Raw genomic sequence first — 23,674 nt, forward strand, 5'->3', positions numbered from 1 at the left:
TGTCTTGATCGGTCCCTCGGCGTATAGCTTTTTCGGCGGCCAACGACTCGCCCGGCTCGCCGAGAGCGGTTCCTTTTCCCCGGTGATCCAGACCCTTTCGTTGGCTGCCGTGCATGCTCTCTTCGGGAGCTATGCGCTCGCGGGAGCTAGCATAATCCGCCGCTTGCCCTTGCTTACGGTTGCTCTATTTACGATCGGCGGTATGTATGCATTCCGCGGGTTAAGCTTCATCGAACAGGCGCTGCAACTTCTTCGAGATCCTGACTCACTCCCGTTTCGCGTCCTCTTCTATTCCCTCGTGTCCTTCGCCACCGGTTGCGCCTATATTGTGGGAAGCGTAAAGAGATGGGGGTGGCTTCACGGCGAGGGAGAGATCGAAGCATGAGCGGCGCTATGCTCTGATCGGCGCGCCGCCTAGTGCTAAAACGTGTACACGAGCCGGTCGACGCAGCGAGCCTGTCTATTACCTGCTTATGAATAGGACCGATTCGGAATCCGATCACAAATTAAGGAGCGAGACGATGAAAATGCGCATCTATCTTGGCGTTCTTACTCTCTTGGCGAGCCAACTTCTGCGGGCGGAGGTGCTGATTGTCAACCTACACAACATCGATGACCGCGGTGTGGGGACCGTCCTCGGGTACCTGACGTTTTCGGAGCGATCGGGGGGGCTCCTGATACAACACGAGATTGGCGGGTTGCCCCCCGGGGATCATGGCTTTCATCTCCATGAAAATCCGAGCTGTGATCCGGGCGAGAAAGACGGCGCCGTCCAGCCCGGGTGGTCGGCCGGAAACCATTACGATCCGGCCAAGAGCGGGCGTCATGAGGGTCCGCTAGGCGCGGGCCATTTAGGCGACTTACCGATCCTCAACGTGGACGAGGCGGGGCGGGCGATCGGCGCGGTCACCGTGCCGCGGCTGAAGATGAGCGATCTCAAGGGGCGGGCAGTGATTATCCACGCGGGATCGGACAACTATTCCGATCAACCCGAGAAGGGCGGCGGCGGAGGTGCGCGCATCGCCTGCGGCGTTATCCAGTAGACCTGCTGAAGGGCGGGCTATCGGCTATCGCAAGCTAAGATGGCGATTTTTCTAGCTGTTCGAAAGCGATATTCGTGTCTCCTCAGAGGCCGAACGCGAGTCGGTTTGATAGATGGCGCGGTTTGCTGACTGCCGCTTGACCAATATCTCTTGAACGCATAGCCGCGGGTCGAGTTTACCGAAAGGGTAGGGCGGTACCGATCACATCGCGCACCGTTGCACCCCGGCATTTTTCACAGTACCGTGTTGCTGCCTATAATTATCATCACGGCTTCGAACGTCTATCGAATCTCGCCAGAATTGAGGGGGAATCGTTGTGTACAAAGCACTCTTAGGTTTCGCCTGTGTGCTGTTAAGCGCCATCGCGGCGGGAGCGCAGACTGTCTATATCAGCGACGATGTGGGCGTTTATCTGCGCCGTGGGCCCAGTAATCAGTTTAAGCTTATTGGAACCGTACCCGCCGGGTCGCGCGTGACCCTAGTCGATCGGAACGAGACGACGGGCTACGTAAAGGTCGTGGATGGGGAGGGAAAATCGGGCTGGCTGGAAAAACGTTACGTCAGCACTGAGATCAGCCGGCGCGAGCGCTTGGCGAGTGTGGAACGCGAGCTGGAACAACTCAAGGAACGATTCAAGGGATCAGGATCGAAGCTCGCGGCTTATCAATCGGAATTGACCCAGTTGAAACACCAGAATCAAACCCTCGATCATGAGGCCAAGCTACGCAGCAGCGAGGTTATGCGGCTCCAAAACGAGTTGGCCGGTAAGGACCAACAAAATCAGATCGAATGGTTTCAGATCGGCGCGGTGGTGCTTGCGGCGGGTATTGTGCTGGGATTGCTGGCGCCGCACTTGACGAAACGGCGCCGCCGTAATGACGGCTGGTAGGTTGCTTTAGCGCGCGAGGCCGGTACATCGCTTGGCGCCGGCGCTCGAGCCGCGCAGGCGAATCGCGTGGGCTGCGTGCGTTACTGGCCGAGGGGATCCATTTACTTCCGGACCGATGCCGATAAGAGCCTCGCCCGGAAACCTCCCCCGCAGGCCCTGGAATCGGATTAGCGTGTGATCACAGCGACGATCGGATTATCTCGAAGCATGGATGCAAGCACGACCCGATCAAAGCGCCGTGTCAGCGCCAGGGCCCATTTGGCGACCTGACGGGCGAGCGCTTCTTGCTCGGGCTCGTCAACCATATTGATGAGGGGGACGACCGCGGCCTTGCCGATCCCTTTAAGCGCGCCTTGCTCATCGGTGAGGAGGCGCGCCACATGCTCCGGGGTGATGGTCTCGCCGGGTTCGACTCCGGTCACCGCACTGATGCGATCGGCGCGATGCGCGATCGAGTCGCTAAGCCGTTCGCCGATGGCGCGGGCGGAAACTATCGGCACCACCGTGGAGGGGTGCTCGGGAAGTTGCGGCTCATCGGACGCCGGGGCTTTGATCAACCTGGAACGCGCACCGTCGGCTTTAACCAGGGTTACGTCGAAGGCGCCGGCTTCATGAATGTGCGCCACCTCACTCGGCGCCAGCCCGCGTAGACGCCCGGGTTTGATGGAGGGTTGCGCGAGCGCGACGGTACGATGCATGCGCGTATGCCTCACCGCCTCGAGGAGCGTGCTGTATTCGGCGACGATCCTATGGGCGTTCAAAGCTTCCGGAAACGGCGGGATGTGCACCGTGGCGGTCACGGCGACACGGCCCGTACACGCCGCCGCAAGCCGGTAAAGCGTGCTTTTTTTTCCGCCGGCCCCCACAAAACAAACGATGCCGCCTTGAATGGCGAGGGCATCGACCAGCGAGATGCGAACGCCCGTCGATCTATGCATGGGTGCTTACTTGGACGGAGAGAATGCGTGGCAAATAGCTCGCGATCAGATCCCAGTGATCGCCCGCATCCCGGCTCGCGAACAAATGTCCGCCGGAGGTCCCGAAATATACCCCACCGGGATCAAGACCATCGGTGGCCAAGGCTTCTCGCAGCACGGTGACATAAACATGCTCCTGGGGTAAGCCGTGTGTCAGAGCTTGCCAACTGGTACCGGCATCGCGGCTGCGATAGACGCGCAGATTGGCGCCGGCCGTGGTGCGGACATGGTGATTGTCCTCGGGGATCACATAGACCATGTCGGGATGTTCCGGGGCGGCCGCAATGGTATAGCCAAAATCGCTCGGTAGACCCGCGGTGATTTCAATCCAGGTGGTACCGCGATCATCGCTCCGATAGGTGCCGTTATAGCATTGGCGGTAGAGGCGGCCGGGTAGGGTAGGGTGCACGACCAAACGGTGAATGTTATGGCCGGTCTCCGGATGCGGGCGTGGGATGTTCTCCGCGCGTACGCCGTGGTTGATCGGGATCCATGTGTTCCCCTTGTCATTCGATCGAAACGCGCCGCCGGCGGAGACCGCGGCATAGACGCAATTCGAGTCACTCGGATCGCTATAAATGGAGTGAACCGCAAAGCCGCCGCGGGCCGGTTCCCAGGTGTGACGCGTCGGGTGCCGGTTGAGCCCCATTAGCGGTGCCCAGCTTTCACCGCCATCGGCGCTTGAAAATAAACCGGGCGGATCGATCCCGGCATACAGGCGCCCGTGATCTTCTCGATCAGCGGCCGCGACAAACCAAACCGCATCGAGGCTTGAACGGTATTCACCCGGGCTATGGCAGGGAACCGCCGGCAACGGGTACCAACTGCGACCGCCGTCCGTGCTGCGATAGACATGGGCGCCCCAGACAGGGTGGTTCGCCGCCGCGTACCCGAGACGCGGGGCTCTCGGATGCAGCCAGGCATGCATGATCTCGTAGCCGACGATGTGGGGCCCATCCATTTCCCACTGTTCCCGGCGATGATCGGAGCGCATACAAAACAAACCCTTTTGTGTGCCCACCAAGAGCGTGGTGCGGAAATTTACCGCTCGCATTTTGCACGTTAGCCCGGCTCGCCCTGGAGGAGGGGCCGATGGTCCCCGCGGCAGGGCTGCGGGGCGTCTGTTTAGTGACTTTTGATTCCAACCTTAATGACGGTTTCCCTGTTGCGCTCATCGAGCGTGTGCATCTCGACAGGCCGGCGCCAAACGCAGTGGACGTATTCGAGCACCTTGCGGGCGTACTCGCTATCGAGTCCGCGTCCGTCCGCGATGGCGTCGTGCTTGAGATTCAAGGTGCCGTCGGTCCGTAGCTGCGTCACTCCGATCCGCGGCGCGCCGAAATGATACCGCGGGGACAAGATCTGTTCGCGGATTGCGTTGATATCCGCATCATTGACTTTGATCTCGCCGCAGCGTTTGGCGCTATAGCTGAACAGTCCTAGCTCCGCCGCCAGCTCCTCGTCAAGATAATTATGCACGAAGCTAAAGTCATCTTCTTCCCGCATGATCCTGCGGGCTTTATCCAACCCGCGGTCCTCGACGAGGCGATCCCACAGAACGAACCCGAGATGATAGGGATTGATCTGCAGTGCGATCTCGTGTTCTCCGGCGAACGGACGAACGACGTCGGAATGGGCCCGGAGCGCGTCTAGGTAAAGGTCGTTCGGCAGAAAACGCGCTTCTCTGAGCAAACGCGCATGCCAATAGGACGCCCATCCTTCGTTCATGATCTGACAGGAAAATACCGGGTAGAAATAGAACGATTCCTCGCGCACGGCGAGAAAAATATCGCGTTCCCAGTCCTCCATTTCCGGGGCATAGTGCGCGATAAACCACAGTAGGTCATACTCGGGATGAGGGGGAACGGGAGCATGCACATGTTCGTGGCCGCTGACTTTCCGTAGGGCCTCGCCCGGTAGCGAGGTGAATCGCTTTCGAAATCCCTCGGCGGGAGGCGGATCCTCGGCGGCGGCATGCGCCGGATACGGCGGCCGCGACAAGGTTTGATTGTCGTCGATATGCTGTTCCAGTGCGAGCGCCGCATCAAGCACCATTTCCACCCGCTTTTGGCCATGGGCCGAAGCAGCGTTTTCGATATGCAGCGCGTGCGCCGCGGCTTGCTCGACCACATGGTACCCGGCTTGCTCCTGCGCACGCTGAAACAGAAGATTGTTTTTTGAAAAATCCGCGTGTCCCAGCACGTGCGCGATCACCAAGGCGTTTTCCTGAATCGTATTGGTGTTCGCAAGATAGGCGCGTCCCGGATTTCCCGGGAAGACCACCTCGAAAATCTTTGAATGCCCCATGCGATGCTGAACCAACTGATAGATGTACCGCACCCCGAAGGACCAGTGCGGCATGCGCACGGGAAATCCATAGACAGCGACCTCCATCATGAAGCTCGGGGGTACCAACTCAAACTCAACGGGATAAAAATCAAGCCCCTGATCGTACGCGAGTTGCTCCAATGGACCGCAGTAGGGATTGCGCTTCATGTTACTAGGGAGTGCCGTGCTGTGCTTGGTGGTTGAAGAAATTTTTTATGCCGGGCCAGATATCTTCCTGCCCCCCGACCACATAGCTCCCGACGCGTAGCCCCCGGTTTAGCAAACTCTGAAATAGGGCGCTCATCTGAGTGTCGAGGGCGTCCGACAAGGTTTGCGCGATCTCGACGTAGCCGACGAAATTTCCGGCCGCGGCTACTTTCTCCAAGGCAGCCTCCGATGGCTCGCGATCCTCGATAAAATTATCGCCGTCGGAGGCGTAGAACAGATACGTGTTGTAACGGCTCGGGTGGAATCGCGTCTCCAGTATTTCCAGCGCCAAAGCGAAACCGCTCGAGGCCTGGGTACCGCCCTGGGCGGTGACTTTGAAGAACTCCTCCTCGGAGAACTCCCATGCGGTCGCTGTGTGGGCGATAAATACTGTACTTATATTCAAATATTGGCGCCTCAGACCCTGCAGAACCCAGAAGAAGAAAGCCTTGGCGAGCTTGCGGTCGGCCTCCTCCATACTTGAGGAGGCGTCCAATAGAAAGAAGACAACGGCGTTCATTGCCGGCCTCTGGCGTTTCGCGAGTTGCCGAAAACGCAGATCCTCATTGGTGAAATCGGGCGCATCATCTTGGACCGAGCGGCGTTTGATCGCCTCTTTCAAGGTGCGCCGTCTATCCAGACGCGAGCGGGCGCCGCGCCGATCCCAGCCTTCGCGTACGAGTTGCTCATCGATCAGCGTTTCCCCGGGCCGCGGCTCAAGGTTCGGAAGTTCAAGCTCCTCCCAGAGCCAATCAACGATATCGTCAACCTTGAATTCGAGCAGCAACTGGACGCCGCCCGGTTCGTTCCCGGCTTGCCTGCCGGCGCTGTCGAAGAGTCCACGCGCCGGCCGCAAGATGTCTCCGGCCTTCACCTTACCCGGTTGCCCTTGCCCAACGCCGTCTCTTTGATCCGAGTCCTTCAGGCGGAAGCGGTAATGCTCTAAAAGCTTTACGGGCACCCGCAGCGTACGGTTATCGGGACGGGAGATCACGTCGGAACCGGCAATCAGCTCGGGCAGGCGTTGCTTAACGCTGTCGCGGATCTTTTCGTTGTGCCGCAGCCAGTCGCGGGCCCCGCGTGAAAACAAATCGTACCACTCCGTGTCCTTGGATTGCGGGATTCGCTCGCGGTGCTGATCCTTGTTCATTGGTAGTGTAATCCTTGCCGCTAATTCCGCATTCATTCCTGAGACAACAAGGTGGTTACGTAATTCAACGCTTCTTTAGCGCTGTGCTCATCATAGCCGTATTCGTCGACTAAGCGTTGATGCACGGCCGATATCTTTTGCTTCGCAACTTCGTCCGGACGGGTGGTCGAGGCGACAAGCCGGAGCACGTCGCGGCGTTCCTCGAATAGATACTGCTCGATCGCTTCGTGAAGCCGCGCGTGACTGTCGAGCGTGAACTTTTCGCCTTGCTTATATGCGACCATCGCCTTACGCACCACCTCCTGACGAAAGGACAGCTTGCCGGAGTCCGAGATATTAATCTTCTCTTCCACGGCGCGCTGGAACCGTTCATCGGGCGATCTGCGTTCACCCGTGATCGGATCGGTGATTTCACGGTGATCGAGCGTCGCCTCCACCTCATCGAGATACTTATCCAGCAAGGATTGCGCTTCTTGCTCGAAGGAGGCAAACAAGGCCTTATGCACGTCTTCCTTGACCCAGCGGTTGTAAAAATCCTTGCGCGCAACCACCAAAAAATCCAGCCACTGGCGTTTCTGCTTGGCGTCCATGCGGGCATCGGATTCGATCGCGTCTTTCAATGCGAGCAGGACTTCCATGCTGGTCAGGCTGCGCGCCTCGCTTTTCGTGATCGCTTTCGAGAGGGCGTTGATCACGAATCGTGGACTGACGCCCGACATGCCTTCTTCCGGCGTCTCAGCGCGGATGCGGTCCACTTCGGCCAGGCTCACCCCTTCCACCTGTTCTCCGGTGTAGAGGCGTGCTTTCTTGCTGAGATCCAAACCCTCGCGCTCGGATTTATGCAAACGCGTCAGGACCGCAAAAATAGCGGCACTATCAAGGGCATGGGGGTCGAGATGCACCTCCCGGAAGTTGGGCGCCGAAGAGATTAGCTTCGTATAGATTCGGCTTTCATCTTGGTACGACACGGTATACGGCACCTTGATGATGACCATGCGATCCAACAAGGCTTCATTCTCCCGTTCCTGCAGGAATTTTTGAAATTCCGCGAGGTTGGTGTGCGCCAGAATGGTCTCATCGAGGTAAATCAACGGGAAACGGGACACCTTGACGTTCTTCTCTTGCGTCAGAGTCAGTAGTAGATAGAGAAATTCCCGCTTTACTTTAAGAATCTCAATCATCTCCAAGATCCCGCGGCTGGCGGCATAGACGGCTCCCGACCAGGACCAGGCGCGCGGATCACCTTCGTCGCCGAACCTACTGACCTTCGATAGGTCGACGGAGCCCACCAAATCGGCGATATCCGCGGTGGTGGGATCATGGGGCGCATAGGTCCCGATCCCGGATCGGCCCGCTTCCGAGATGAAAATACGCTGGACCGGGAAACGCATGAAATCGCCGGCAAACTCGTCCGCGAGACGAACGCGGCAGAACGGACAAAGCTCCCCCGCGATCTCTACCCCATAGGTCTCCCGGAAGTTGCCTCGAAGCGTGTGCGGGATAAGATGAAGAGGGCTCTGATTGACCGGACATCCCTTGATGGCATAGAGCGCTCCGGCGTCGGTATGACTATATTCTTCCAGGCCGCGTTTCAACAGGATCACCATCGTGGACTTTCCACCCGAAGGCGGTCCTAAGAGCAGTAACAAACGGCGCCCGACCTCCGAGCCTGCACTCGCGGCTTTGAAGTAATCGGCTATGCGTTCGAGCGCATCCGTAATGCCGAAAAGCTCATCCGTGAATAGACCGTGGGGCCGCGCGTCGTTGCCGTTCTCGCGTTCCTTGATCCCGGTACGGCGCAGCATACTCCAAAGGTACTGGTGACTGTTGCGCGTAAAGCGCTCAGGCTGTTGCGGTAGAATGTCCTGTAGAAACTCTCTGAAATCGCCTTCCCAATGTTTCGCCCGGTGCTCTTGTGTGAAAGCCGTCAGCGATTCGAGAAACTGTCCCCGCGGATCCGTGGTCATATGTTCTCCGAATAATCTGAAAAGCGCGTGCCTAAAATTGAGTACCCGGTTCGTCTACGCGTTTATCTCAATGGTAGTAGCAATGGTGCCCTCATTACTAGGTCGTTGTGACGCTCTGTTAGTTCCACCGCACAGAGTTTAGTCTAGCTCGCTGAAAAGCACGGGCCGCTCGTTAGCGATCCGTGACCAGCTCAAGGGCGCGGTCAAGTTGATCGCGCGGAGTATAAAAGTGAGGTGAAAATCGAATTGCGCCGCCGCGAATCGCGCAAACGACACCCTCCGCGCGAAGTTTTCGATAGAGGCTTTCGCTCGGAACACGGCGGTGACGGAAGCTCACGATACCAGACTGGTGCGCCAGATGTGCCGGGGAGCACAGCTCTAAATCATGATGTAGTATAATAAGATCAGTAAGATAACTCGTATTATTCAACACTATTCTAGAGATAGCGGCCATGCCGATCTCGTGCAGCAGCGACAAGCTGGCCGACAAGGCATGTACTCCAAGCAGGTTCGGGCTCCCGCATTCAAACCGCCGCGCCGAATCCGCAGGAAGCCAGTCCTTGCGGTCGAAGTCGTTCGGATCCTGTGTCATGTGCCAGCCGAACTCGCTCAGCGCGATTTCGTCGCGGATGGCCGAATTGACATAAAAAAGGGCGATGCCCTCCGGGCCGAGCATCCATTTGTGGGCGTCGGCGGCGACAAAATCGGCGTGACAGGCGCTCACGTCGAAATTCAACGCTCCGAGCGTTTGAATCGCGTCAACGCAAAGTAATATCCCATGTTTTCGGCAGTGGGCCCCAATCAAATCGAGATCAACCCGAAAACCGCTCGCGTATTGCACGGAGCTGATCGCAAGCAGCCGGGTACGCCTGTCGCATGCATCGAGCAACGGCTGTTCCGGACAGGGATGGTCATTCAGCAACTCGATCGGACGCACGGCCACACCGCGCGCTTGCAGCGCTTCCCAAGGAATACGATTGCTCGGAAACTCCTCGGCTGAAATCACGATGTTGTCACCGGCGCTCCACGCGATCCCGCTGGCGACAAAAGACAGACCTTCGGAGGTGTTTTTCAGCAACGCTATATCATCGCTGGACGGGGCGTTAATGAGCTGCCGTAGCTGCTCTCTAATTCGCCGTTCCGTCTCCAACCAATGGCTATAGTTCGAAGCGCCATGGTGGACATTGTGTTCCGCGAATGTTTTTACCGCTTCGGCGGCACGCCGGGGCCACGGCGCAATACCCGCGTGGTTTAAATAAATGGTATTTTTTGTGAGGGGGAACTCGTCCCGCCACAGGGACGCATCTATTTGAGGATACGGATCTCGTATAATGCGCATAATGTGTATTATGTTAACTAGTATTTTTCTGTATCCTTTCAACTTCCCACGATAAGCATAAGTAAACCGGTACCGCAAACGCGCCGATACCAAGGCCGATTTCCGAACGACTCAGGGATGCGTTATGCATGGCAATAGGATCTGGTGTTTGATTTTCCTTCTGTTTCTGTTCCCAGGGTTGAGTTTCGCGGCCCCGAAGTTCATGGTTGTCGGTCTGTTTAAAGATAAGGCCATCATAGATATCAACGGCAAACAGCGTCTACTCGCCGCTGGACACCAGGCTCCCGAGGGTATTACGCTCATATCCGCCAATAGTAAAGAAGCCGTGATCGAGGTCGAGGGAAAACGCGGAACCTACGCTCTCGGCAACCGTATCGGCAGTCGATTCGCAGCCGCACCGGCAGGCGCCACGGTGCAAATCTCGCCTAATCACATGGGAATGTATAACGTAGGCGGCGCTATCAATGGATTCGCGGTGAGTTTCATGGTCGACACCGGCGCCACGCGGGTAGCGATGAACAAACACCTTGCCCGGCGACTTGGCATCGACTATAGGCTGATCGGAAGCGAAGGCGTTAGCTCGACAGCTTCGGGAATCGTAAAATCCTTCGGGGTTACGCTCAAGAAAGTTCGGGTCGGGGACATTGAGCTTGTGGACGTCCCTGCCACAATCATCGACGGCGACTTCCCTACCGAAACCTTGCTCGGAATGTCGTTCTTAAGCCGGGTCGATATGGACCGCGAGGGCCGGCTCATGGTGCTGCGAAAAAGATAATAGGTTCGCGTCGCTATCGCCCGGGGATCTTAGAGAAGCGCTACGGCGAATTGATCGTACTTATGCTAAGGCGCGACTTGAAGCTCTTGCCCGAAAATATAGAACAAGAGGTGCTGGCCGGTATGCCGGGCGATGCCGATGAGGCTACCGTGGTAGCACGGCCGCGTGATGGGCCTTGATGCGCGTGCCCTTAACGCGATTGCCGTGTTTCGACATAGACGATCCTTAAGGCCGCGTCTTCCCGATGCCAGAGGCCCGATATAGGATCTCGCCATTCCGTGTACTGCTGGGTATGGCCCTTGATCCGCCGGTGCTTCCAACCCGATCCCCACAACATAAACGCCCGCGCCGCATGTCTTAAAACCAGGTTAAATGGCGTACTCATAGTGAACACCTCGCCTGCTTACATAGCATTTTGGACCCGCGAGCCCCATGCGGGACTCATGGGCTATTAGCAGCATTATTTGTGCCGCGGCAGGGTGATTTTGAGACTATGAGTGGTGCGCCTTAACACCGCTTACAGATGCCGGTGAGGCGAGGAGCGTTCAGTCTTCGTCTCGCGAGCGGTCGTTATCATCGAGGCCGTCGGCCCAGTCATCTTCCTCTTTTTCCTCATCCTCCTCTTCCTCATTTTCTTCCAACGGCCGCTTAGGATGTTTAGAACGTGGCCTCCAATCGTCGCTCGGCTTGGATCCTTTCTCTTCATCCTCATCGCCGGAGTCTAGGCCGCTCGGCACAACGCTCTGCCCGATCCACTCCTCGGGAATCTCGATCGGTTCGATATCTAAATCGTACCATTCGTCAATATCCATTTCGTCAATTTCGCCGTTGGCATACTGAACCTCAACGACCCCACGCTCATCGTCCACATCGACGACCTCGAACTTCTGGCCACGCTCGATGTGTTCGTACCATCTCCCCGCGACCGGGTCAACTTCGTTGCTCATTGTTCTCTCCCGTGGCCTGTCCGCGCCCCCTGATAGGACGTATTGGTTTACTGCGAAGCATAGAGCATCTTTCGCGAATTAACCTAAGGCAAGGCCATTTACTCACGCAACCCCCATATGGCGCCTAAACGCTGCATAGGCCGCAACACGAGCCGGTAAGGCAAATCGGGCCCCGGCCGTCTTGCCTTACCGGGGAAGTCATGATGATTCCGGTGTTCGGATTCCCCGAGCAGTACCGCCGACGGCACGCGATAGCTGCGCGCCGTGCACCCCTCGGGATCCGGCGCGCCGCGGTGGGACATGACGTTAAACCAAAGCGTGCCGAAAGGCGACAAAAAGGCGGGGATCAAAATCACCAGGGTGGACAACGCCCGCGATCCGCTCAGTCCCCAGACCGCCAGCCATTCCACCCACGGGATAACAAAACACCACTTGTCGAGCCACGCGGTCTCGGGATAGCGCAGCTTGATACGGCGGCGCGCATTCCTCAGGTCATAGGGCCAACCCAACCAAGCGTAAAGGACCGAGCGGGCCACCGGTGAGTGCGGGTCCTCTAGGGTATCGCAGTGGCAGTGGTGATGGCGGTGATTCGCGGCCCACCAGGACATGCCTCCTTGGTTGGCCGCCGCGCACGAATAGGTGATCACGAACTCGAACCAGCGTTTGGCCTTGAACGCATTGTGTGAAAAGTACCGATGTAACCCGAGCGTCATGCCGAGGATCGAGTGCCGGTTTCCTTGCAGGATAATCAAGATCCACATCAGGGGCTCAAACAGCAGCGGCTTGACCGCCTCAAGGTCAAGGAAGATCAAGGGCACGATGTAAACGATGATCGTGCAAGTGCCGAAAATGCGCTGAAGGGTCCAGAACAACATTGGGTTATGATTTCGGGCTTAGGCGGCGCGTGCGCCCATTTAATTCAGTGATTATATTAGAAGACCAAGACGGAGGTTACACAATCGGTGCGCGGAAATCATACACTGCAAGCCTCCCAGGCCCGAAGCATGCCGCGTCAGCCGCGTGGTCTCCGGCTTTTGTTCGTAGTGGAGATGTGGGAGCGATATTCGTATTACGGGATGCGGGCGCTGTTGATCCTGTTTCTGGTCACGGAGACCGGGCGCGGCGGCTTGGGTTGGACGGTCGAGCGCGCGGGACAATTGTACGGTTGGTACACGGGACTCGTGTATCTCACTCCGGTCATCGGCGGCTACCTCGCCGACCGCTACCTCGGTACCCACCGCGCTCTCGTCGCTGGCGGCATCTTGATCGCGCTCGGGCATTTCTCTCTCGCGCTCGAAAATACCGTGGCGTTTTATTCCGGCTTGACCCTCTTGGTGTTGGGCACGGGGTTTTTTAAATCCAATATTTCCACGATGGTCGGCCAGCTCTATGGGCTGCATGATCCCCGCCGCGACAGCGGCTTTACCATTTACTACATGGGGATCAATCTCGGAGCGCTCATCGGCCCGCTCATCTGCGGCTATCTGGCGCACAGCAGCCGCTTCGGGTGGGGCTACGGTTTCGGGGCGGCCGGGGTCGGGATGCTGGCCGGGCTTGCGATTTATCTCGGCGGCAAAAAACGGTTTCTAGGAGACATCGGTATAGCGAACGCGCCACGCACGCCGGATGTTCAAGCACATCTGCCGTTAAACCGCGAGGAAAAAGAGCGGATCGCGGCGATGCTGGTGATGGCCTTCTTCGTGATGTTCTTTTGGCTGGCGTTCGAGCAAGCCGGTTCCTCCATGACGGTGTTTGCCGAGCGAAGCACCGATCGCACCACGCCGGGATGGTTACGCTGGTTGCTGGCCGAGGAGCAATTTCCGGCGGCTTGGTTTCAAGCGGTCAACCCCGCCTTCATTTTGTTGCTCGCGCCCCTTTTTTCCATGCTGTGGCTACGCCTCGGATCCGCCGGTTTGGAGCCGCGAACTCCGGTAAAAATGGCATCGGGATTGATCCTCCTCGGAAGCGGTTTCCTGGTCTTGGTGTTCGCCGCGGCGCAGAGCGACCGCGGTATGCCGGTAAGCCCGCTGTGGTTGGCTGGGGCCTATCTCTTACATACCTGCGGCGAGCTGTGCCTCTCCCCCGTGGGCCTCGCCCTCGTCACTCGCATCGCACCGCTCAAGTATGCCTCAATGTTGATGGGAGTGTGGTTCTTGGCCAACTTTGGAGCTAATCTCGCGGCCGGCTATTTCGCGGGCATGCTCGATGCCTTTCGCGAGGGCCGCGTGGTGACGATCCTAGGCGGCCAAGCGGACTTTTTCCTGATCCTGGTTGCAACTTCGTGTGCCGCCGGAATTCTTCTGTGGCTGATCGCTCCCTGGCTTAATCGGCTCATGCACGGCCGCGACCAGCATAGCGCATCCGTGCCGCCGGCCTAAACCATCTCCCATTTCGTGAATTTGTTACAGAAATTTTGTGACAAATTACCGCGATTCTTACGCGCATCATTCGGTATTCTACGAACCAATTCGTTATCCACTTAATCGCGGGTAACGCGATTGCCTCCTCCCCCGCCGCGACATGCGGCTCATTTTGGCACAGGGATGTGCCACCTTTTTTTTCAAGCGACTCCCCTGCCCCGCCGCCCGCGTGTAACGCCTATGGTGCTGACCAGATCTTTAATGCATACTGCTGCGGCGAGCTTCGCATGAATCGATAGCCGCTATCGGATCGACCTTGGCTTTTCGCCACCTTCACATTGCCATGAACAATTTGCATGAAAAAATCCACGGCAAGCCATGGCTCGCCGCCCTGCTCCTAGTCCCGGCCTTTGCAATCACGATCCTCTTCGCGGGTTTTTTTCTTGCGCTTTTTGTTAGTGTTTTTTTGGTGCTGGGGGCGATCGTCGGAATGCGCTTTTGGTGGATCAAACGCCGCATAAAAAAATCCGGCGGCCCAGAGATCATCGATGGCGAATTCATCGTCGTTGATAAACGGATCACCATTGTCAAGGAAGAGCACGCCCGCGATCGTGGCGCCGCGGATGACTGAAAACTTGCACTCACGGCTAAGACGCGGCCATTTGTTAATCAGCGCGATCGATCACGAACCCGCCGAAACGAACCAGCGCCCGCAGCCCGAGGAAGGCGGGAAAGGGATGGGTGAGGAGATAGGTCGGCAGGGTCTCTAAGTAACGCCGATACCGCCCTTTGTCGACAAAGCGTTCGCGAAAACGCGATCTCGTCAGCGCTTCGGCGATTTGCGGCAAGATCCCGCCCGCCAAGTAAATCCCACCCCGAGCCGCCAAGGTCAGGGCGAGATCGCCCGCCACGGTGCCGAGAAAGCAGAAGAACATGTCCACGGCTTGCGCGGCATAGCGGTCCTCTCCGAGTAGGGATCTAGCCGTGATCTCGGCCGGAGTTCGATCCGAGGCCACATCACCGGCGAGCGCCGCCAGACTTTGATAGATCTCCACCAACCCGGGTCCAGACACCGCGCGCTCCGCGGACACGTGCCCAAAGCGGGCCCGAAGACGCCCGAGCACAGCCGCTTCGGCGTCGTTCATCGGCGCCAAGGTAACATGCCCTCCTTCGCTTGCAAGCGGGACCCACCCCGAGCGGTAGGGGATGAGCCCGGACACCCCGAGGCCGGTGCCCGGCCCGATCACGCCCAGCGGCGCGTTCGCTTGCGGTTCCCCCGCGCCGATCTGATGTCGATGCAAAGCGTCGAGCCGCGGCAACGCATGGGCAACGGCGGTAAAGTCATTGATCACCTCAATGCGCTCCCAGCCGAGGGCCTCCTTGGTCCCCTGGATAGAAAAGGACCAACCGCGATTGACCATGCGCACGCGATCCCCCACGATGGGCGCGGCGACCGCCAGCGCACCGGCACGAATAGACGGCTGTGTCCCCTCCTCCTCCAGGTAGCTACGCAGCGCCGAGATCAGGTCCGGCAGAGCGTCATTCGACAGGACCCGGATCGCCGTGATTTCGTCGCGATCGTTGAGGATGCCGATCCGGGTCCGCGATCCACCGATATCAGCCAGCAACCACGGGCGCGCTGTGTTCATACTTTCAAGTTGCGAATGACGCCGAAGGGCGATCCGCCGCGTGGAAGCACAAGCCGGTTGCTCCCCTGTACACGCGGATTAGCAAGGCGCGGGACGGCCAGTACTCTTTTCACCCTAGAGGGCCCAGGCTCTATTACCTTTTCAGGTTCATTTTAGGATTAGAGAATACTGAGGTTGAATGTTCCTGTTCCAGCGCCCAGCGGGTTGCTTCGAGGTGGCGGCTATGCAGTACGAGCCGCATCCTCTAAGACCTGAATAAATCGCGCGGCGAGCTTGTCTATATCAAACTCCTCCGCCGCGAGCCGCTGGGAAGCCAACTCGGCCCTGCCGACCGCTTCCGAGTCCATCAGGAACTCGACCAACATCGCAGCGGCCTTCGCGGGGTCATCGGGCGGAACCACGATGCCGGCACCGGAACTCCGCAAGAGATCCGCCTGCCAGCCCGAGTAATTTATCATGACCGGTTTACCCGCGGCCAGCGCATCGAAAAACTTGTTTGCTGCGTTGTTCCACATCTCGGGCAGGTCGATGAATAAGGACGTCGCGACGTCCGACCCGGCGAGAACCAGGGGCATTCTGTGTTTTTCGACGGGAGGACACACGAAAACCGTCTTATTCAACAACCCCAATTGCTCGGCTTCGCCCTCAATGAGACCGCGCTCTGCCCCATCGCCCACGATCAAGAACTTGACATAGGGTGCGACGGCCGCCGTGTGGCCTGCAACCCTCACTAAATACGAGACGCCGTTAATGCGGCCACACGTCCCGCCGTAGAGGACCAGGCGGTCCGAATCGGCGAGCCATAGCCCCGGAAACACATCGCGGATACCGCCGCGCACGTTCTGAAACCGCGCCCGGTCGCAACCGTTAGGCACGATCGCGAGGCGTTTACGGGGATATCCCGCCCTGACAACCCCCTCTGCCATGCCCGGAGATAAGGCGATAACCCTCGCGGCGTGACGATAGGCCATGCGCTCGAGCCACCTCGCAAGGACAATTAGCACGGGATTTCGCAGATCCCCAACCGCCATCGGAAGTTCCGGCCACAAGTCCCGAACCTCGAACACCATAGGCCTCCGAAGCCTCCACGCCGCGTAGATCCCGGGAAGAGCGATGGTCAAAGGGGTGCTGGTCGCGAACACCAGGTCGCCCCGGATGGAGGCGGCGACCCGGGCGCTTTTGAAGGCGAACTCCGCAAAGGCCCTGATCCGCTGCCGGAACCCCATGTGATTGGAATACCTGACAGGGATCCAGTGGATATGGATACCATCCACGTGCGCTTGCCACACGCCTCGGCGAGCCGAGGGATCCCGAAAGGCCGTCACCACATGGACCTCATGGCCGGCCTGAACCAAGCGCGCGGCCATCGTGTAGGACCGTGTCCCCCCCGCCATCTCAGGCGTATTGAAATATTGGTGTAGGTAGACGACCTTCATCGTACCGGCCATGTCCCTCGACGGCCGAAGTATTTCACAACAGCATCGCCGCGTATAATACGCGCTTGACCAACAGGCGATACCGCTCGGCGGCCATGATCCCGAACCGCGTTGCATTTTTACTCATCTTTCTGCTCTGCGGAGCGTCGCTGGGGTTTGGGATTTATCTCGAGATCGTTCAAGGACTCGAACCTTGTCCCTTGTGCATGATTCAACGGCTGTTCTTCGCGGGCGCGGGTCTCGTGGGGCTCCTCGCCGCCGTGCACGGTCCGGCCCGAACCGGCAGCCGCGTCTACAGCGCCTTCATCGGCTTATCCGCGCTCGCTGGAGGCGGCGTCGCCGGGCGGCAGGTGTGGCTACAGCACCTGCCGCCGGATCAGGTACCGCAATGCGGTCCGGGCTTCGACTATTTGATGGATACCTACCCCATGCTCGAAGCCCTCGCCAAGATCCTGCGCGGCAGCGGGGAATGCGCGGAGATCGGGTGGAGCTTTTTGAGTCTCTCGATCGCGGAGTGGGCGCTCGGGTTATTTATCGTGCTGCTCGGGCTTTGCATTATTCAGATCGCGCGGCCCCCGGCGATAAGCGGCTAAGCTTGTGCCTATTCACCGCTTTGCAGAAGCAATCCGCGCGCGCGGGCGACTTCGAACACCCGCAGGAACACAATCGCCGCCAACACGATATAAAGGACATTCAATTCCGCCGCGGCGGCGAATCGATCGACATCGAAGCGGTGCTCGAACATCACCGTCCGCATTCCCTCGAACACATGGCTGCTGGGCAAACACCACGCCACCGGTTGCAGCCAGGCGGGTAAGGTGGCGATCGGGTAATAGATCCCGCTGATCGGGGCGATGGCAAAAATCGAGGCCCAGGCGAGCGATTCCACACCCAAGCCGAAACGCAGCAAGAGCGCGCAGATCACAAGTCCGATGGCCCAGCCGAAGATCAGCAAGTTGGCGAAAAACGCGATGAGCGGCATACCCATCGCAAAAATGGAGTACTGATAGAGCGGGATCGCGAGCAGCGCCGCCGTTCCCACCCCGATACAGGTACGCACGAGGCTGATGCTGATCAACGCCAGCACCAGCTCGTAAGGACGCAACGGACTCGCGAACAGCTGACCGAGGTTGCGCGCGAACATCTCCTCCATGAACACGACCGAAACCCCGAGCTGCGCCCGAAACAACACGTCCCAGAGCAGCACGGCCGCAATCAAGACCCCGGCGGCCTGGGCCACCCAGGAACTATTGGTGACGAAAAATTCCGTGACCAGCCCCCACATGATCATCTGCACGGTGGGCCAATACGCTTGTTCGAGGATCCGCGGCCACGATCCGCGCAGAAGATACAGGTAACGCAGTATCATTGCCCCGATCCGGCGCGCCGAGAAGACCTGCTCCGGAACCGCGATCATCGCACGCTGTACCGTGTCTGCCTGTCCGCGGGATCCCCGTTGCGGACGATGTGCAAGAAGACCTCTTCCATCGTCTTGCGGCCATATTTTGCGATCAGATGCATAGGCTTCCCGCGATCGACGATCTCCCCCGATCGCATGATCAGGACCTGGGTGCAAACCCGCTCGACCTCCGTCATGTTGTGCGAGGCCAAGAGTATGGTCGCGCCGTTGTTGCGCTGATAGTGAACTAAATACTGACGGATGCGATCGGCGCTGTCCGGATCGAGGGAAGCCGTGGGCTCATCGAGTAACACCAACTCGGGTCTATTCAGCAGGGCCTTGGCCAGCACCACGCGGGTCTTTTGGCCGGCCGACAGCGTCCGGTACTCACGCCGCATCAAACCCTCGATGTCGAGGTGCTGCCCAAGCTCCGTGACGCGCGCTTGGATATCACGCACCCCGTAGAGACGTGCGTACACATCGAGGTTTTCAGCGACGGTCAGCCGTTGCGGTAGATCGACGTAAGGCGAGGAAAAGTTCATGCGCGCCAATACGCTATAACGATCGTTCCGCAGATCCCTCCCCAAGACGCGGATCACGCCCGCCGTCGGGGTGATCAAGCCGAGGAGCATGGCCAGCGTCGTTGTCTTACCCGCCCCGTTCGCGCCGAGTAGCGCACAGATGGATCCACGCTCGATGCTGAAGCTGATATTCTCCACGGCCACGACGGCGCCAAAGCGTTTCGACAGGCCCTCGACCGCTACCACCGGATCGGGCATGCGGCTCGGGCTATGCCGGCGGGACGCGCCCGGACATGGAGCGCATGAGCTTCCCCAGCCCGCCTTTTTTTGAGACCTGCTTCATCGCGCGTTGCATCTGGGTAAATTGCTTCAACAGGCGGTTCACATCCTGGATCTGGGTGCCGGACCCGGCGGCGATCCGGCGTTTATGCGAGGCCTTGATGTTGTCGGGATAGCGGCGTTCCTTGGGTGTCATCGAATTGATGATGGCCTCGGTCTTACCCAGCTCTTTGTCATTGACTTGGTCCATCATGTGTTGGGGGACATCCGACAGTCCCGGTAAGCGGCTCATCAAGCTCCCCAAGCCGCCCATCCCCCGCATCTGCCGGATCTGATCGCGAAAATCCCGGAGATCGAATCCCTGGCCTTTGTGCAGTTTCTCGGCCATGTCCATGGCCTGCTCACGATCGATCTTCCGTTCCACCTCTTCGATAACCCCGAGCACATCGCCCATTCCCAGGATGCGCGCGGCCACGCGATCCGGATAAAATGGCTCGAGGGCCGTGCTCTTCTCGCCGGCGCCGACGAATTTAACCGGCTTACCCGTGACATGGCGCACCGAGAGCGCCGCCCCTCCACGCGCATCGCCGTCGGTCTTGGTAAGAATGACCCCGGTCAAGGGCAAGGCCGCATCGAAGGCCTGCGCCGTATTGACCGCATCTTGGCCCATCATGCTATCGACGACAAACAAGGTCTCGGCCGGATCCAGTACCCGGTGGAGGCGCGTGATCTCATCCATCATCTCCGCGTCGATGTGCAATCGTCCCGCGGTATCGACGATGAGCACATCGTGAAACCGCCTTTTCGCATGCGAGAGCGCTTCGGAGGCGATCGCCGCGGGCTCGTGCGCCGGGTCGGCCGGGTAGCATTCGACACCGATTTCGCTTGCCAACACGCTCAGTTGATCGATGGCCGCCGGTCGATGCACATCGCAGCTCGCCACGAGCACCGATTTTTTCTCGCGCTCCTTCAGGTAGCGGGCCAATTTCGCGGCCGATGTGGTTTTGCCCGACCCCTGCAAGCCGACCATCAGCACAACAGCCGGCGGCGGCCGGTTCAGGTCGAGGCGTTCGCATTGTTCGCCCATCAATGCCGTTAATTCGTTGCGGACGACGCGAATGAATGCCTGTCCGGGGGTGAGGCTGGCGACAACCTCCTCGCCCACCGCGCGCGTCCGCACATGCTCGACAAACCAACGCACCACGGGCAAGGCTACATCGGCCTCGAGCAAGGCCATGCGCAGCTCTCGCAAGGTCGATTGGATATTCTCGTCCGTCAGACGGCCTTGCCCGCGGAGTTCTTTGACAATGCGCGTTAGGCGTTGGGAGAGGTTGTCAAACATGGCGGCGCGATCCCGGGTTTGCTAGGAGCCGAATCATACTAACATAATCCCTTGAACAGGCCGCGAAGAACCCGCCTTCTACCTCGAATCGCTTTGTGTCATCATGCGCCGGAGCTTTGCAGCTATGAACATCGCCGTTTTCGCAGTCCTTGCCATCGTCTTTTATCTTGCCGCCGCCATGCAATTCGCCCGCGGCATCGTGGAGCGCGCACGGGGCGGATCCGCCGCCACGCGTCCGGCACCGCTCCTCGCGCTCCTCGCGCTCGCCTTGCATGCCGCGGTGTTGTACCAAGGGATCCTCACCGGCTCGGGCTTGAACCTGGGGATCTTCAATACGGTTTCGCTCGTGGCCTGGGTCGTGGCGGGTGTCGTCGTCGTGGCATCATGGGTCGCGCCGGTAGAGAACCTCGCTTTGGTGCTACTGCCGAGCGCGGGCCTTGGGATCGTGTTGGAGCTGCTGTTCCCGAACGAACGCTTGCTGCTGGCATCGGCGCCGCTCGGGCTGAGGATCCATGTCGTGCTGTCCGTGACCGCGTACAGTCTCCTGACCATCGCGGCGCTGCAAGCGGTCGTGATTGCCGTGGAAGAACGGCTGCTGCGGACGCCCCGTTACCTGGCCGCGATGCAACTCTTGCCGCCCTTGCAAATCGCGGAATCCTTGATGTTCCAATTCATCATCGCGGGTTTCTTTCTGCTGAGCCTAGGACTCTTAAGCGGTCTCATGTTTGTGAAGGATATTTTCGCTCAGCACCTGGTTCATAAAACCGTGCTTTCATTTGCCGCCTGGTGTATCTTCGCGGTGCTGCTCTGGGGGCGTTATCGATTCGGCTGGCGCGGCAGGACCGCCCTCCGCTACATGTTTGCGGGTTTCCTAGCCCTCCTACTGGCCTATTTCGGCACCAAGGTCGTGTTGGAGCTGATCCTGCACCGGGTGTAAGGGTTTCACTCTTGGTGCGCCGAATTTTCGCTCGTTGCGCCCGGTTTCAGCACCAGATAGCGCTTATTGGTAAAAACGACCTCGCCTTGCAGTTGGCGCGCATCGAAGGGCTGCTCGAACACGGCGTAGTCGATCTCGAATTCCCTCGCCAGCGAAGCCAAACGCGATTGATCCATGCGTAGATAACCGGCCTCGGCTTCATTCAGGTTCCTCACCTTGGGATCGCCGCTCACACGCCCCAGGCGGCGATACCATTCTACAAGCTCGGTGGGCTTGATGGGGGTGGACTTCCAGTCCACGACCACCGCCCGGGCGGCATGCAGCCGAAAGGTCTTTAAGCTCGGTGGGATGAGAAATTGTGCCTCCGGGGCGGTAGATTGCGCCCACTGAAACAGCTCCTGCTTGGGCGCCGAGAGGCCGCGCAGGACATTGGACGCTTTGTAGGCGGGGGCCGCCGAGAAGGCAAGTTCCACAACCACCAGCCCAAGCGGCACCATCGCCGACGGAATCATTGTGAGATAGCGCCGGGTCTTAGCGTGCATAAGCAACACATAAGCAAACAAGGTAAGAACAGCGATGACGACATAGAGAGCATTGACCTGCAGGAGACCGACCTCGGTTGGCTGTACCTTCGAGCCATGGTGGATGAGAATGAGCCCGCCGCCGGCGGCCGCTAAGACCCACTGCCAGTTAAAACCTTTGGCGGTCTCGCGTTCCGCGCTCGCGCTGAAATACGGCGCGATCTGAGTGATGATTACGAGCTGGGCCAGCAAGACCGAAAACGGTGCCATGCGCCAGAAAAACAACTGTGAAACAAAGGGGACATAGAGCAGCGTGGTCAGCACCGTGGCGGTCATGACGAGGCCAAGAAACACCGCATAGACCTTAGCCAGGCGGGAGGAGATCCGCGCTTCGGAGGATTTCAGGTCGAGACAACTCATGGCCAACAAATGCCATCCCGCGAAGGGAATAAAGTCCGCGAGATATTTCTGCGGGACATAGTGATGCGGCGAGCGTATGAACTGAAAGATATTGCGCGCCTCCCCCCCCAGGGGATCGGTCGCCATGGCATAGAGCATGGGAAACTCGAAGAGCAAGACGGCGACGCTCGGCCCCAACTGTTGACACAGGCGGCGCGCGATGTCCTCGCGCCCGAGGGCGAGATGAACAAGACCGAAGAAAACGAAGTCGAGCAGCAAAAAATTAGTATGAAAAAAGCCGCCTATTGCCACCAGCACGCCGGACCAGAGGTAGCGTTCCGCGAGCAGCAATAGGATCCCGATCACGACCGCGGAGGCCGCGACCGAGGAGGGTTCGAGAATCGAGGTCAGGATGTGGCTGCTGGCTACGCTGCGGGTCTTCTCCAAGAGCACAAAGCACATGAGGAGCAGGATCGCGACTAGAGCATCGCGCCGATAATGGCGATTCAAGAAGCCATAAATCGTCAACATCAGCGCGGCTACCAGCGCCACATTCGCGCCGGCGACCGTCCAGGGCGCCGGACCCAAGGATGCCAAAAGCTCGATCAACAGTGCGAAATTTCGATGATACGCCGTGGTCTGCGCGGCGAGCCAGTCATAGCGCAGGAACTCCGGATCGAGCTCCCGGAGCGGGTACAGAAGATAGGTATTGTGGTTCGCTAGCCCATAGCACAAACCAAAGCTCAACCCCACCGCCACCGCGAGCAGTAGAACCAGCGCATGCTGAAACGCAGCGCCTTCACGCCCTGCCATTTAGAATACCCAGTACTTCAGCGATAAATAATTCAGGACAGTGATGAGGGCCATCACGGTGATCCACGTGGGGGTTGCCGGCCAGCTCCACATGTCCACGGTAACGCTCATCAGCACACTGCTCGCCATGAGCAACAGGCCTTGCACGAACGTGAAGCGTAGCGCCTGTCGCAGGACTCGGCCTTCGGCTCCGAAGGTCCAGCCGCGGTTCCAATAGAAGCTCCACGCTGATCCAAGCGCATAACTCGCCATCTGCGCCACCCCGGCGCGGTAGGAATAACCGTCCAATAACGACAGGGCGAGAACGAAGACGGCGTAGCTGAGTGCCGTGTTCGTGATGCCAACGGTGATAAAACGCGCGGCCGGTGAGTTCCAGAGACGCACTCCCATGAAGTC

The 23,674-nt window shown here is 58.9% G+C and carries 24 protein-coding genes; 8 read left to right on the forward strand and 16 right to left on the reverse strand.

Annotated features, from left to right (window positions below):
- The 3 genes from M3436_04345 to M3436_04355 all read left to right on the forward strand — a co-directional run.
- Positions 1 to 385, forward strand: a 385-nt coding sequence (locus M3436_04345) for a hypothetical protein (GenBank protein ID MDQ3563390.1), incomplete at its 5' end; no start/stop codon positions are given.
- Positions 386 to 527: 142 nt separating this feature from the next.
- Positions 528 to 1,043: a superoxide dismutase [Cu-Zn] SodC gene (gene sodC / locus M3436_04350; protein ID MDQ3563391.1), complete on the forward strand. Its 516-nt coding sequence runs from the start codon at positions 528 to 530 to the stop codon at positions 1,041 to 1,043.
- A 316-nt stretch (positions 1,044 to 1,359) separates the two neighbouring features.
- Positions 1,360 to 1,932, forward strand: coding sequence for a TIGR04211 family SH3 domain-containing protein (locus M3436_04355; GenBank protein MDQ3563392.1), 573 nt, complete (start codon positions 1,360 to 1,362; stop codon positions 1,930 to 1,932).
- 167 nt (positions 1,933 to 2,099) lie between these two features.
- Here the strand turns inward: M3436_04355 and yqeC are convergent, their stop codons facing one another.
- The 6 genes from yqeC to M3436_04385 all read right to left on the reverse strand — a co-directional run bounded on the left by yqeC (position 2,100) and on the right by M3436_04385 (position 9,900).
- Positions 2,100 to 2,870, reverse strand: coding sequence for a selenium cofactor biosynthesis protein YqeC (gene yqeC, locus M3436_04360; protein MDQ3563393.1), 771 nt, complete (start codon positions 2,868 to 2,870; stop codon positions 2,100 to 2,102).
- Positions 2,863 to 3,870 carry a hypothetical protein gene (locus M3436_04365; protein MDQ3563394.1) on the reverse strand — a complete coding sequence of 336 codons (1,008 nt, stop codon included), beginning with the start codon at positions 3,868 to 3,870 and terminating at the stop codon, positions 2,863 to 2,865. The genes yqeC and M3436_04365 overlap by 8 nt, the downstream gene beginning before the upstream one ends.
- Before the next feature lie 164 nt (positions 3,871 to 4,034).
- On the reverse strand, positions 4,035 to 5,405 hold the full coding sequence (locus M3436_04370) for a SpoVR family protein (GenBank protein MDQ3563395.1): 1,371 nt from the start codon (positions 5,403 to 5,405) through the stop codon (positions 4,035 to 4,037).
- A 4-nt stretch (positions 5,406 to 5,409) separates the two neighbouring features.
- A complete protein-coding gene (locus M3436_04375) occupies positions 5,410 to 6,594 on the reverse strand; it encodes a DUF444 family protein (protein ID MDQ3563396.1) in 1,185 nt (394 codons plus the stop codon).
- A 32-nt stretch (positions 6,595 to 6,626) separates the two neighbouring features.
- Positions 6,627 to 8,561 carry a serine protein kinase gene (locus M3436_04380; protein ID MDQ3563397.1) on the reverse strand — a complete coding sequence of 645 codons (1,935 nt, stop codon included), beginning with the start codon at positions 8,559 to 8,561 and terminating at the stop codon, positions 6,627 to 6,629.
- Positions 8,562 to 8,733: 172 nt separating this feature from the next.
- Positions 8,734 to 9,900, reverse strand: a complete 1,167-nt coding sequence (locus tag M3436_04385) for an aminotransferase class V-fold PLP-dependent enzyme (protein ID MDQ3563398.1) — start codon at positions 9,898 to 9,900, stop codon at positions 8,734 to 8,736.
- A gap of 124 nt (positions 9,901 to 10,024) precedes the next feature.
- On the opposite strand from M3436_04385, the gene M3436_04390 reads away from it, so the two are divergent.
- Positions 10,025 to 10,675 (forward strand): TIGR02281 family clan AA aspartic protease, encoded by a 651-nt coding sequence (locus M3436_04390; protein MDQ3563399.1) that lies wholly within the window; start codon positions 10,025 to 10,027, stop codon positions 10,673 to 10,675.
- Positions 10,676 to 10,865: 190 nt separating this feature from the next.
- Here M3436_04390 and M3436_04395 read toward each other — a convergent pair whose 3' ends face one another.
- The 3 genes from M3436_04395 to M3436_04405 form a co-directional block, all read right to left on the reverse strand.
- Positions 10,866 to 11,060: a hypothetical protein gene (locus tag M3436_04395; protein ID MDQ3563400.1), complete on the reverse strand. Its 195-nt coding sequence runs from the start codon at positions 11,058 to 11,060 to the stop codon at positions 10,866 to 10,868.
- Positions 11,061 to 11,220: 160 nt separating this feature from the next.
- Positions 11,221 to 11,622, reverse strand: coding sequence for a hypothetical protein (locus M3436_04400; GenBank protein ID MDQ3563401.1), 402 nt, complete (start codon positions 11,620 to 11,622; stop codon positions 11,221 to 11,223).
- Positions 11,623 to 11,720: 98 nt separating this feature from the next.
- Positions 11,721 to 12,497 (reverse strand): fatty acid desaturase, encoded by a 777-nt coding sequence (locus M3436_04405; protein ID MDQ3563402.1) that lies wholly within the window; start codon positions 12,495 to 12,497, stop codon positions 11,721 to 11,723.
- A 129-nt stretch (positions 12,498 to 12,626) separates the two neighbouring features.
- On the opposite strand from M3436_04405, the gene M3436_04410 reads away from it, so the two are divergent.
- Both M3436_04410 and M3436_04415 read left to right on the forward strand, forming a co-directional pair.
- A complete protein-coding gene (locus tag M3436_04410; protein MDQ3563403.1) occupies positions 12,627 to 14,000 on the forward strand; it encodes a peptide MFS transporter in 1,374 nt (457 codons plus the stop codon).
- Between the two features lie 325 nt (positions 14,001 to 14,325).
- Entirely contained in the window at positions 14,326 to 14,613 is a 288-nt protein-coding gene (locus M3436_04415; GenBank protein ID MDQ3563404.1) for a hypothetical protein, read from the forward strand.
- 34 nt (positions 14,614 to 14,647) lie between these two features.
- On the opposite strand, the gene glk is transcribed toward M3436_04415, so the two are convergent.
- Positions 14,648 to 15,631: a glucokinase gene (gene glk / locus M3436_04420; GenBank protein MDQ3563405.1), complete on the reverse strand. Its 984-nt coding sequence runs from the start codon at positions 15,629 to 15,631 to the stop codon at positions 14,648 to 14,650.
- Positions 15,632 to 15,852: 221 nt separating this feature from the next.
- On the reverse strand, positions 15,853 to 17,067 hold the full coding sequence (locus tag M3436_04425) for a glycosyltransferase family 4 protein (GenBank protein MDQ3563406.1): 1,215 nt from the start codon (positions 17,065 to 17,067) through the stop codon (positions 15,853 to 15,855).
- A gap of 65 nt (positions 17,068 to 17,132) precedes the next feature.
- Between M3436_04425 and M3436_04430 the strand changes: the two genes are divergently transcribed.
- Complete coding sequence (locus M3436_04430) at positions 17,133 to 17,660, forward strand: disulfide bond formation protein B (protein ID MDQ3563407.1); 528 nt, start codon at positions 17,133 to 17,135, stop codon at positions 17,658 to 17,660.
- An 8-nt stretch (positions 17,661 to 17,668) separates the two neighbouring features.
- Here the strand turns inward: M3436_04430 and M3436_04435 are convergent, their stop codons facing one another.
- Genes M3436_04435 through ffh form a run of 3 tightly spaced genes read right to left on the reverse strand, consistent with a single transcriptional unit; the run spans position 17,669 to position 20,608 of the window.
- On the reverse strand, positions 17,669 to 18,484 hold the full coding sequence (locus tag M3436_04435) for an ABC transporter permease (GenBank protein MDQ3563408.1): 816 nt from the start codon (positions 18,482 to 18,484) through the stop codon (positions 17,669 to 17,671).
- Positions 18,481 to 19,245: an ABC transporter ATP-binding protein gene (locus M3436_04440; GenBank protein ID MDQ3563409.1), complete on the reverse strand. Its 765-nt coding sequence runs from the start codon at positions 19,243 to 19,245 to the stop codon at positions 18,481 to 18,483. Before M3436_04440 ends, M3436_04435 begins: the two co-directional genes overlap by 4 nt.
- Before the next feature lie 10 nt (positions 19,246 to 19,255).
- Positions 19,256 to 20,608: a signal recognition particle protein gene (ffh, locus tag M3436_04445; protein MDQ3563410.1), complete on the reverse strand. Its 1,353-nt coding sequence runs from the start codon at positions 20,606 to 20,608 to the stop codon at positions 19,256 to 19,258.
- A gap of 124 nt (positions 20,609 to 20,732) precedes the next feature.
- Between ffh and ccsA the strand changes: the two genes are divergently transcribed.
- Positions 20,733 to 21,545: a cytochrome c biogenesis protein CcsA gene (gene ccsA, locus M3436_04450; GenBank protein MDQ3563411.1), complete on the forward strand. Its 813-nt coding sequence runs from the start codon at positions 20,733 to 20,735 to the stop codon at positions 21,543 to 21,545.
- Positions 21,546 to 21,550: 5 nt separating this feature from the next.
- On the opposite strand, the gene M3436_04455 is transcribed toward ccsA, so the two are convergent.
- A complete protein-coding gene (locus tag M3436_04455) occupies positions 21,551 to 23,278 on the reverse strand; it encodes a hypothetical protein (protein ID MDQ3563412.1) in 1,728 nt (575 codons plus the stop codon).
- Positions 23,279 to 23,668 carry a GtrA family protein gene (locus tag M3436_04460; protein MDQ3563413.1) on the reverse strand — a complete coding sequence of 130 codons (390 nt, stop codon included), beginning with the start codon at positions 23,666 to 23,668 and terminating at the stop codon, positions 23,279 to 23,281.
- Positions 23,669 to 23,674 lie beyond the last annotated feature (6 nt).

The sequence above is a fragment of the Pseudomonadota bacterium genome (assembly GCA_030859565.1).
Taxonomy (GTDB): Bacteria; Pseudomonadota; Gammaproteobacteria; order JACCXJ01; family JACCXJ01; genus USCg-Taylor.

Coding starts and splice junctions, on each gene's coding strand:
- sodC (MDQ3563391.1), top strand. CDS start 528: ATGCGCATCTATCTTGGCGTTCTTACTCTCTTGGCGAGCCAACTTCTG.
- yqeC (MDQ3563393.1), bottom strand. CDS start 2,870: ATGCATAGATCGACGGGCGTTCGCATCTCGCTGGTCGATGCCCTCGCC.
- M3436_04365 (MDQ3563394.1), bottom strand. CDS start 3,870: ATGGATGGGCCCCACATCGTCGGCTACGAGATCATGCATGCCTGGCTG.
- M3436_04370 (MDQ3563395.1), bottom strand. CDS start 5,405: ATGAAGCGCAATCCCTACTGCGGTCCATTGGAGCAACTCGCGTACGAT.
- M3436_04375 (MDQ3563396.1), bottom strand. CDS start 6,594: ATGAACAAGGATCAGCACCGCGAGCGAATCCCGCAATCCAAGGACACG.
- M3436_04380 (MDQ3563397.1), bottom strand. CDS start 8,561: ATGACCACGGATCCGCGGGGACAGTTTCTCGAATCGCTGACGGCTTTC.
- M3436_04385 (MDQ3563398.1), bottom strand. CDS start 9,900: ATGCGCATTATACGAGATCCGTATCCTCAAATAGATGCGTCCCTGTGG.
- M3436_04390 (MDQ3563399.1), top strand. CDS start 10,025: ATGCATGGCAATAGGATCTGGTGTTTGATTTTCCTTCTGTTTCTGTTC.
- M3436_04395 (MDQ3563400.1), bottom strand. CDS start 11,060: ATGAGTACGCCATTTAACCTGGTTTTAAGACATGCGGCGCGGGCGTTT.
- M3436_04400 (MDQ3563401.1), bottom strand. CDS start 11,622: ATGAGCAACGAAGTTGACCCGGTCGCGGGGAGATGGTACGAACACATC.
- M3436_04405 (MDQ3563402.1), bottom strand. CDS start 12,497: ATGTTGTTCTGGACCCTTCAGCGCATTTTCGGCACTTGCACGATCATC.
- M3436_04410 (MDQ3563403.1), top strand. CDS start 12,627: ATGCCGCGTCAGCCGCGTGGTCTCCGGCTTTTGTTCGTAGTGGAGATG.
- M3436_04415 (MDQ3563404.1), top strand. CDS start 14,326: ATGAACAATTTGCATGAAAAAATCCACGGCAAGCCATGGCTCGCCGCC.
- glk (MDQ3563405.1), bottom strand. CDS start 15,631: ATGAACACAGCGCGCCCGTGGTTGCTGGCTGATATCGGTGGATCGCGG.
- M3436_04425 (MDQ3563406.1), bottom strand. CDS start 17,067: ATGAAGGTCGTCTACCTACACCAATATTTCAATACGCCTGAGATGGCG.
- M3436_04435 (MDQ3563408.1), bottom strand. CDS start 18,484: ATGATCGCGGTTCCGGAGCAGGTCTTCTCGGCGCGCCGGATCGGGGCA.
- M3436_04440 (MDQ3563409.1), bottom strand. CDS start 19,245: ATGCCCGATCCGGTGGTAGCGGTCGAGGGCCTGTCGAAACGCTTTGGC.
- ffh (MDQ3563410.1), bottom strand. CDS start 20,608: ATGTTTGACAACCTCTCCCAACGCCTAACGCGCATTGTCAAAGAACTC.
- ccsA (MDQ3563411.1), top strand. CDS start 20,733: ATGAACATCGCCGTTTTCGCAGTCCTTGCCATCGTCTTTTATCTTGCC.
- M3436_04455 (MDQ3563412.1), bottom strand. CDS start 23,278: ATGGCAGGGCGTGAAGGCGCTGCGTTTCAGCATGCGCTGGTTCTACTG.
- M3436_04460 (MDQ3563413.1), bottom strand. CDS start 23,668: ATGGGAGTGCGTCTCTGGAACTCACCGGCCGCGCGTTTTATCACCGTT.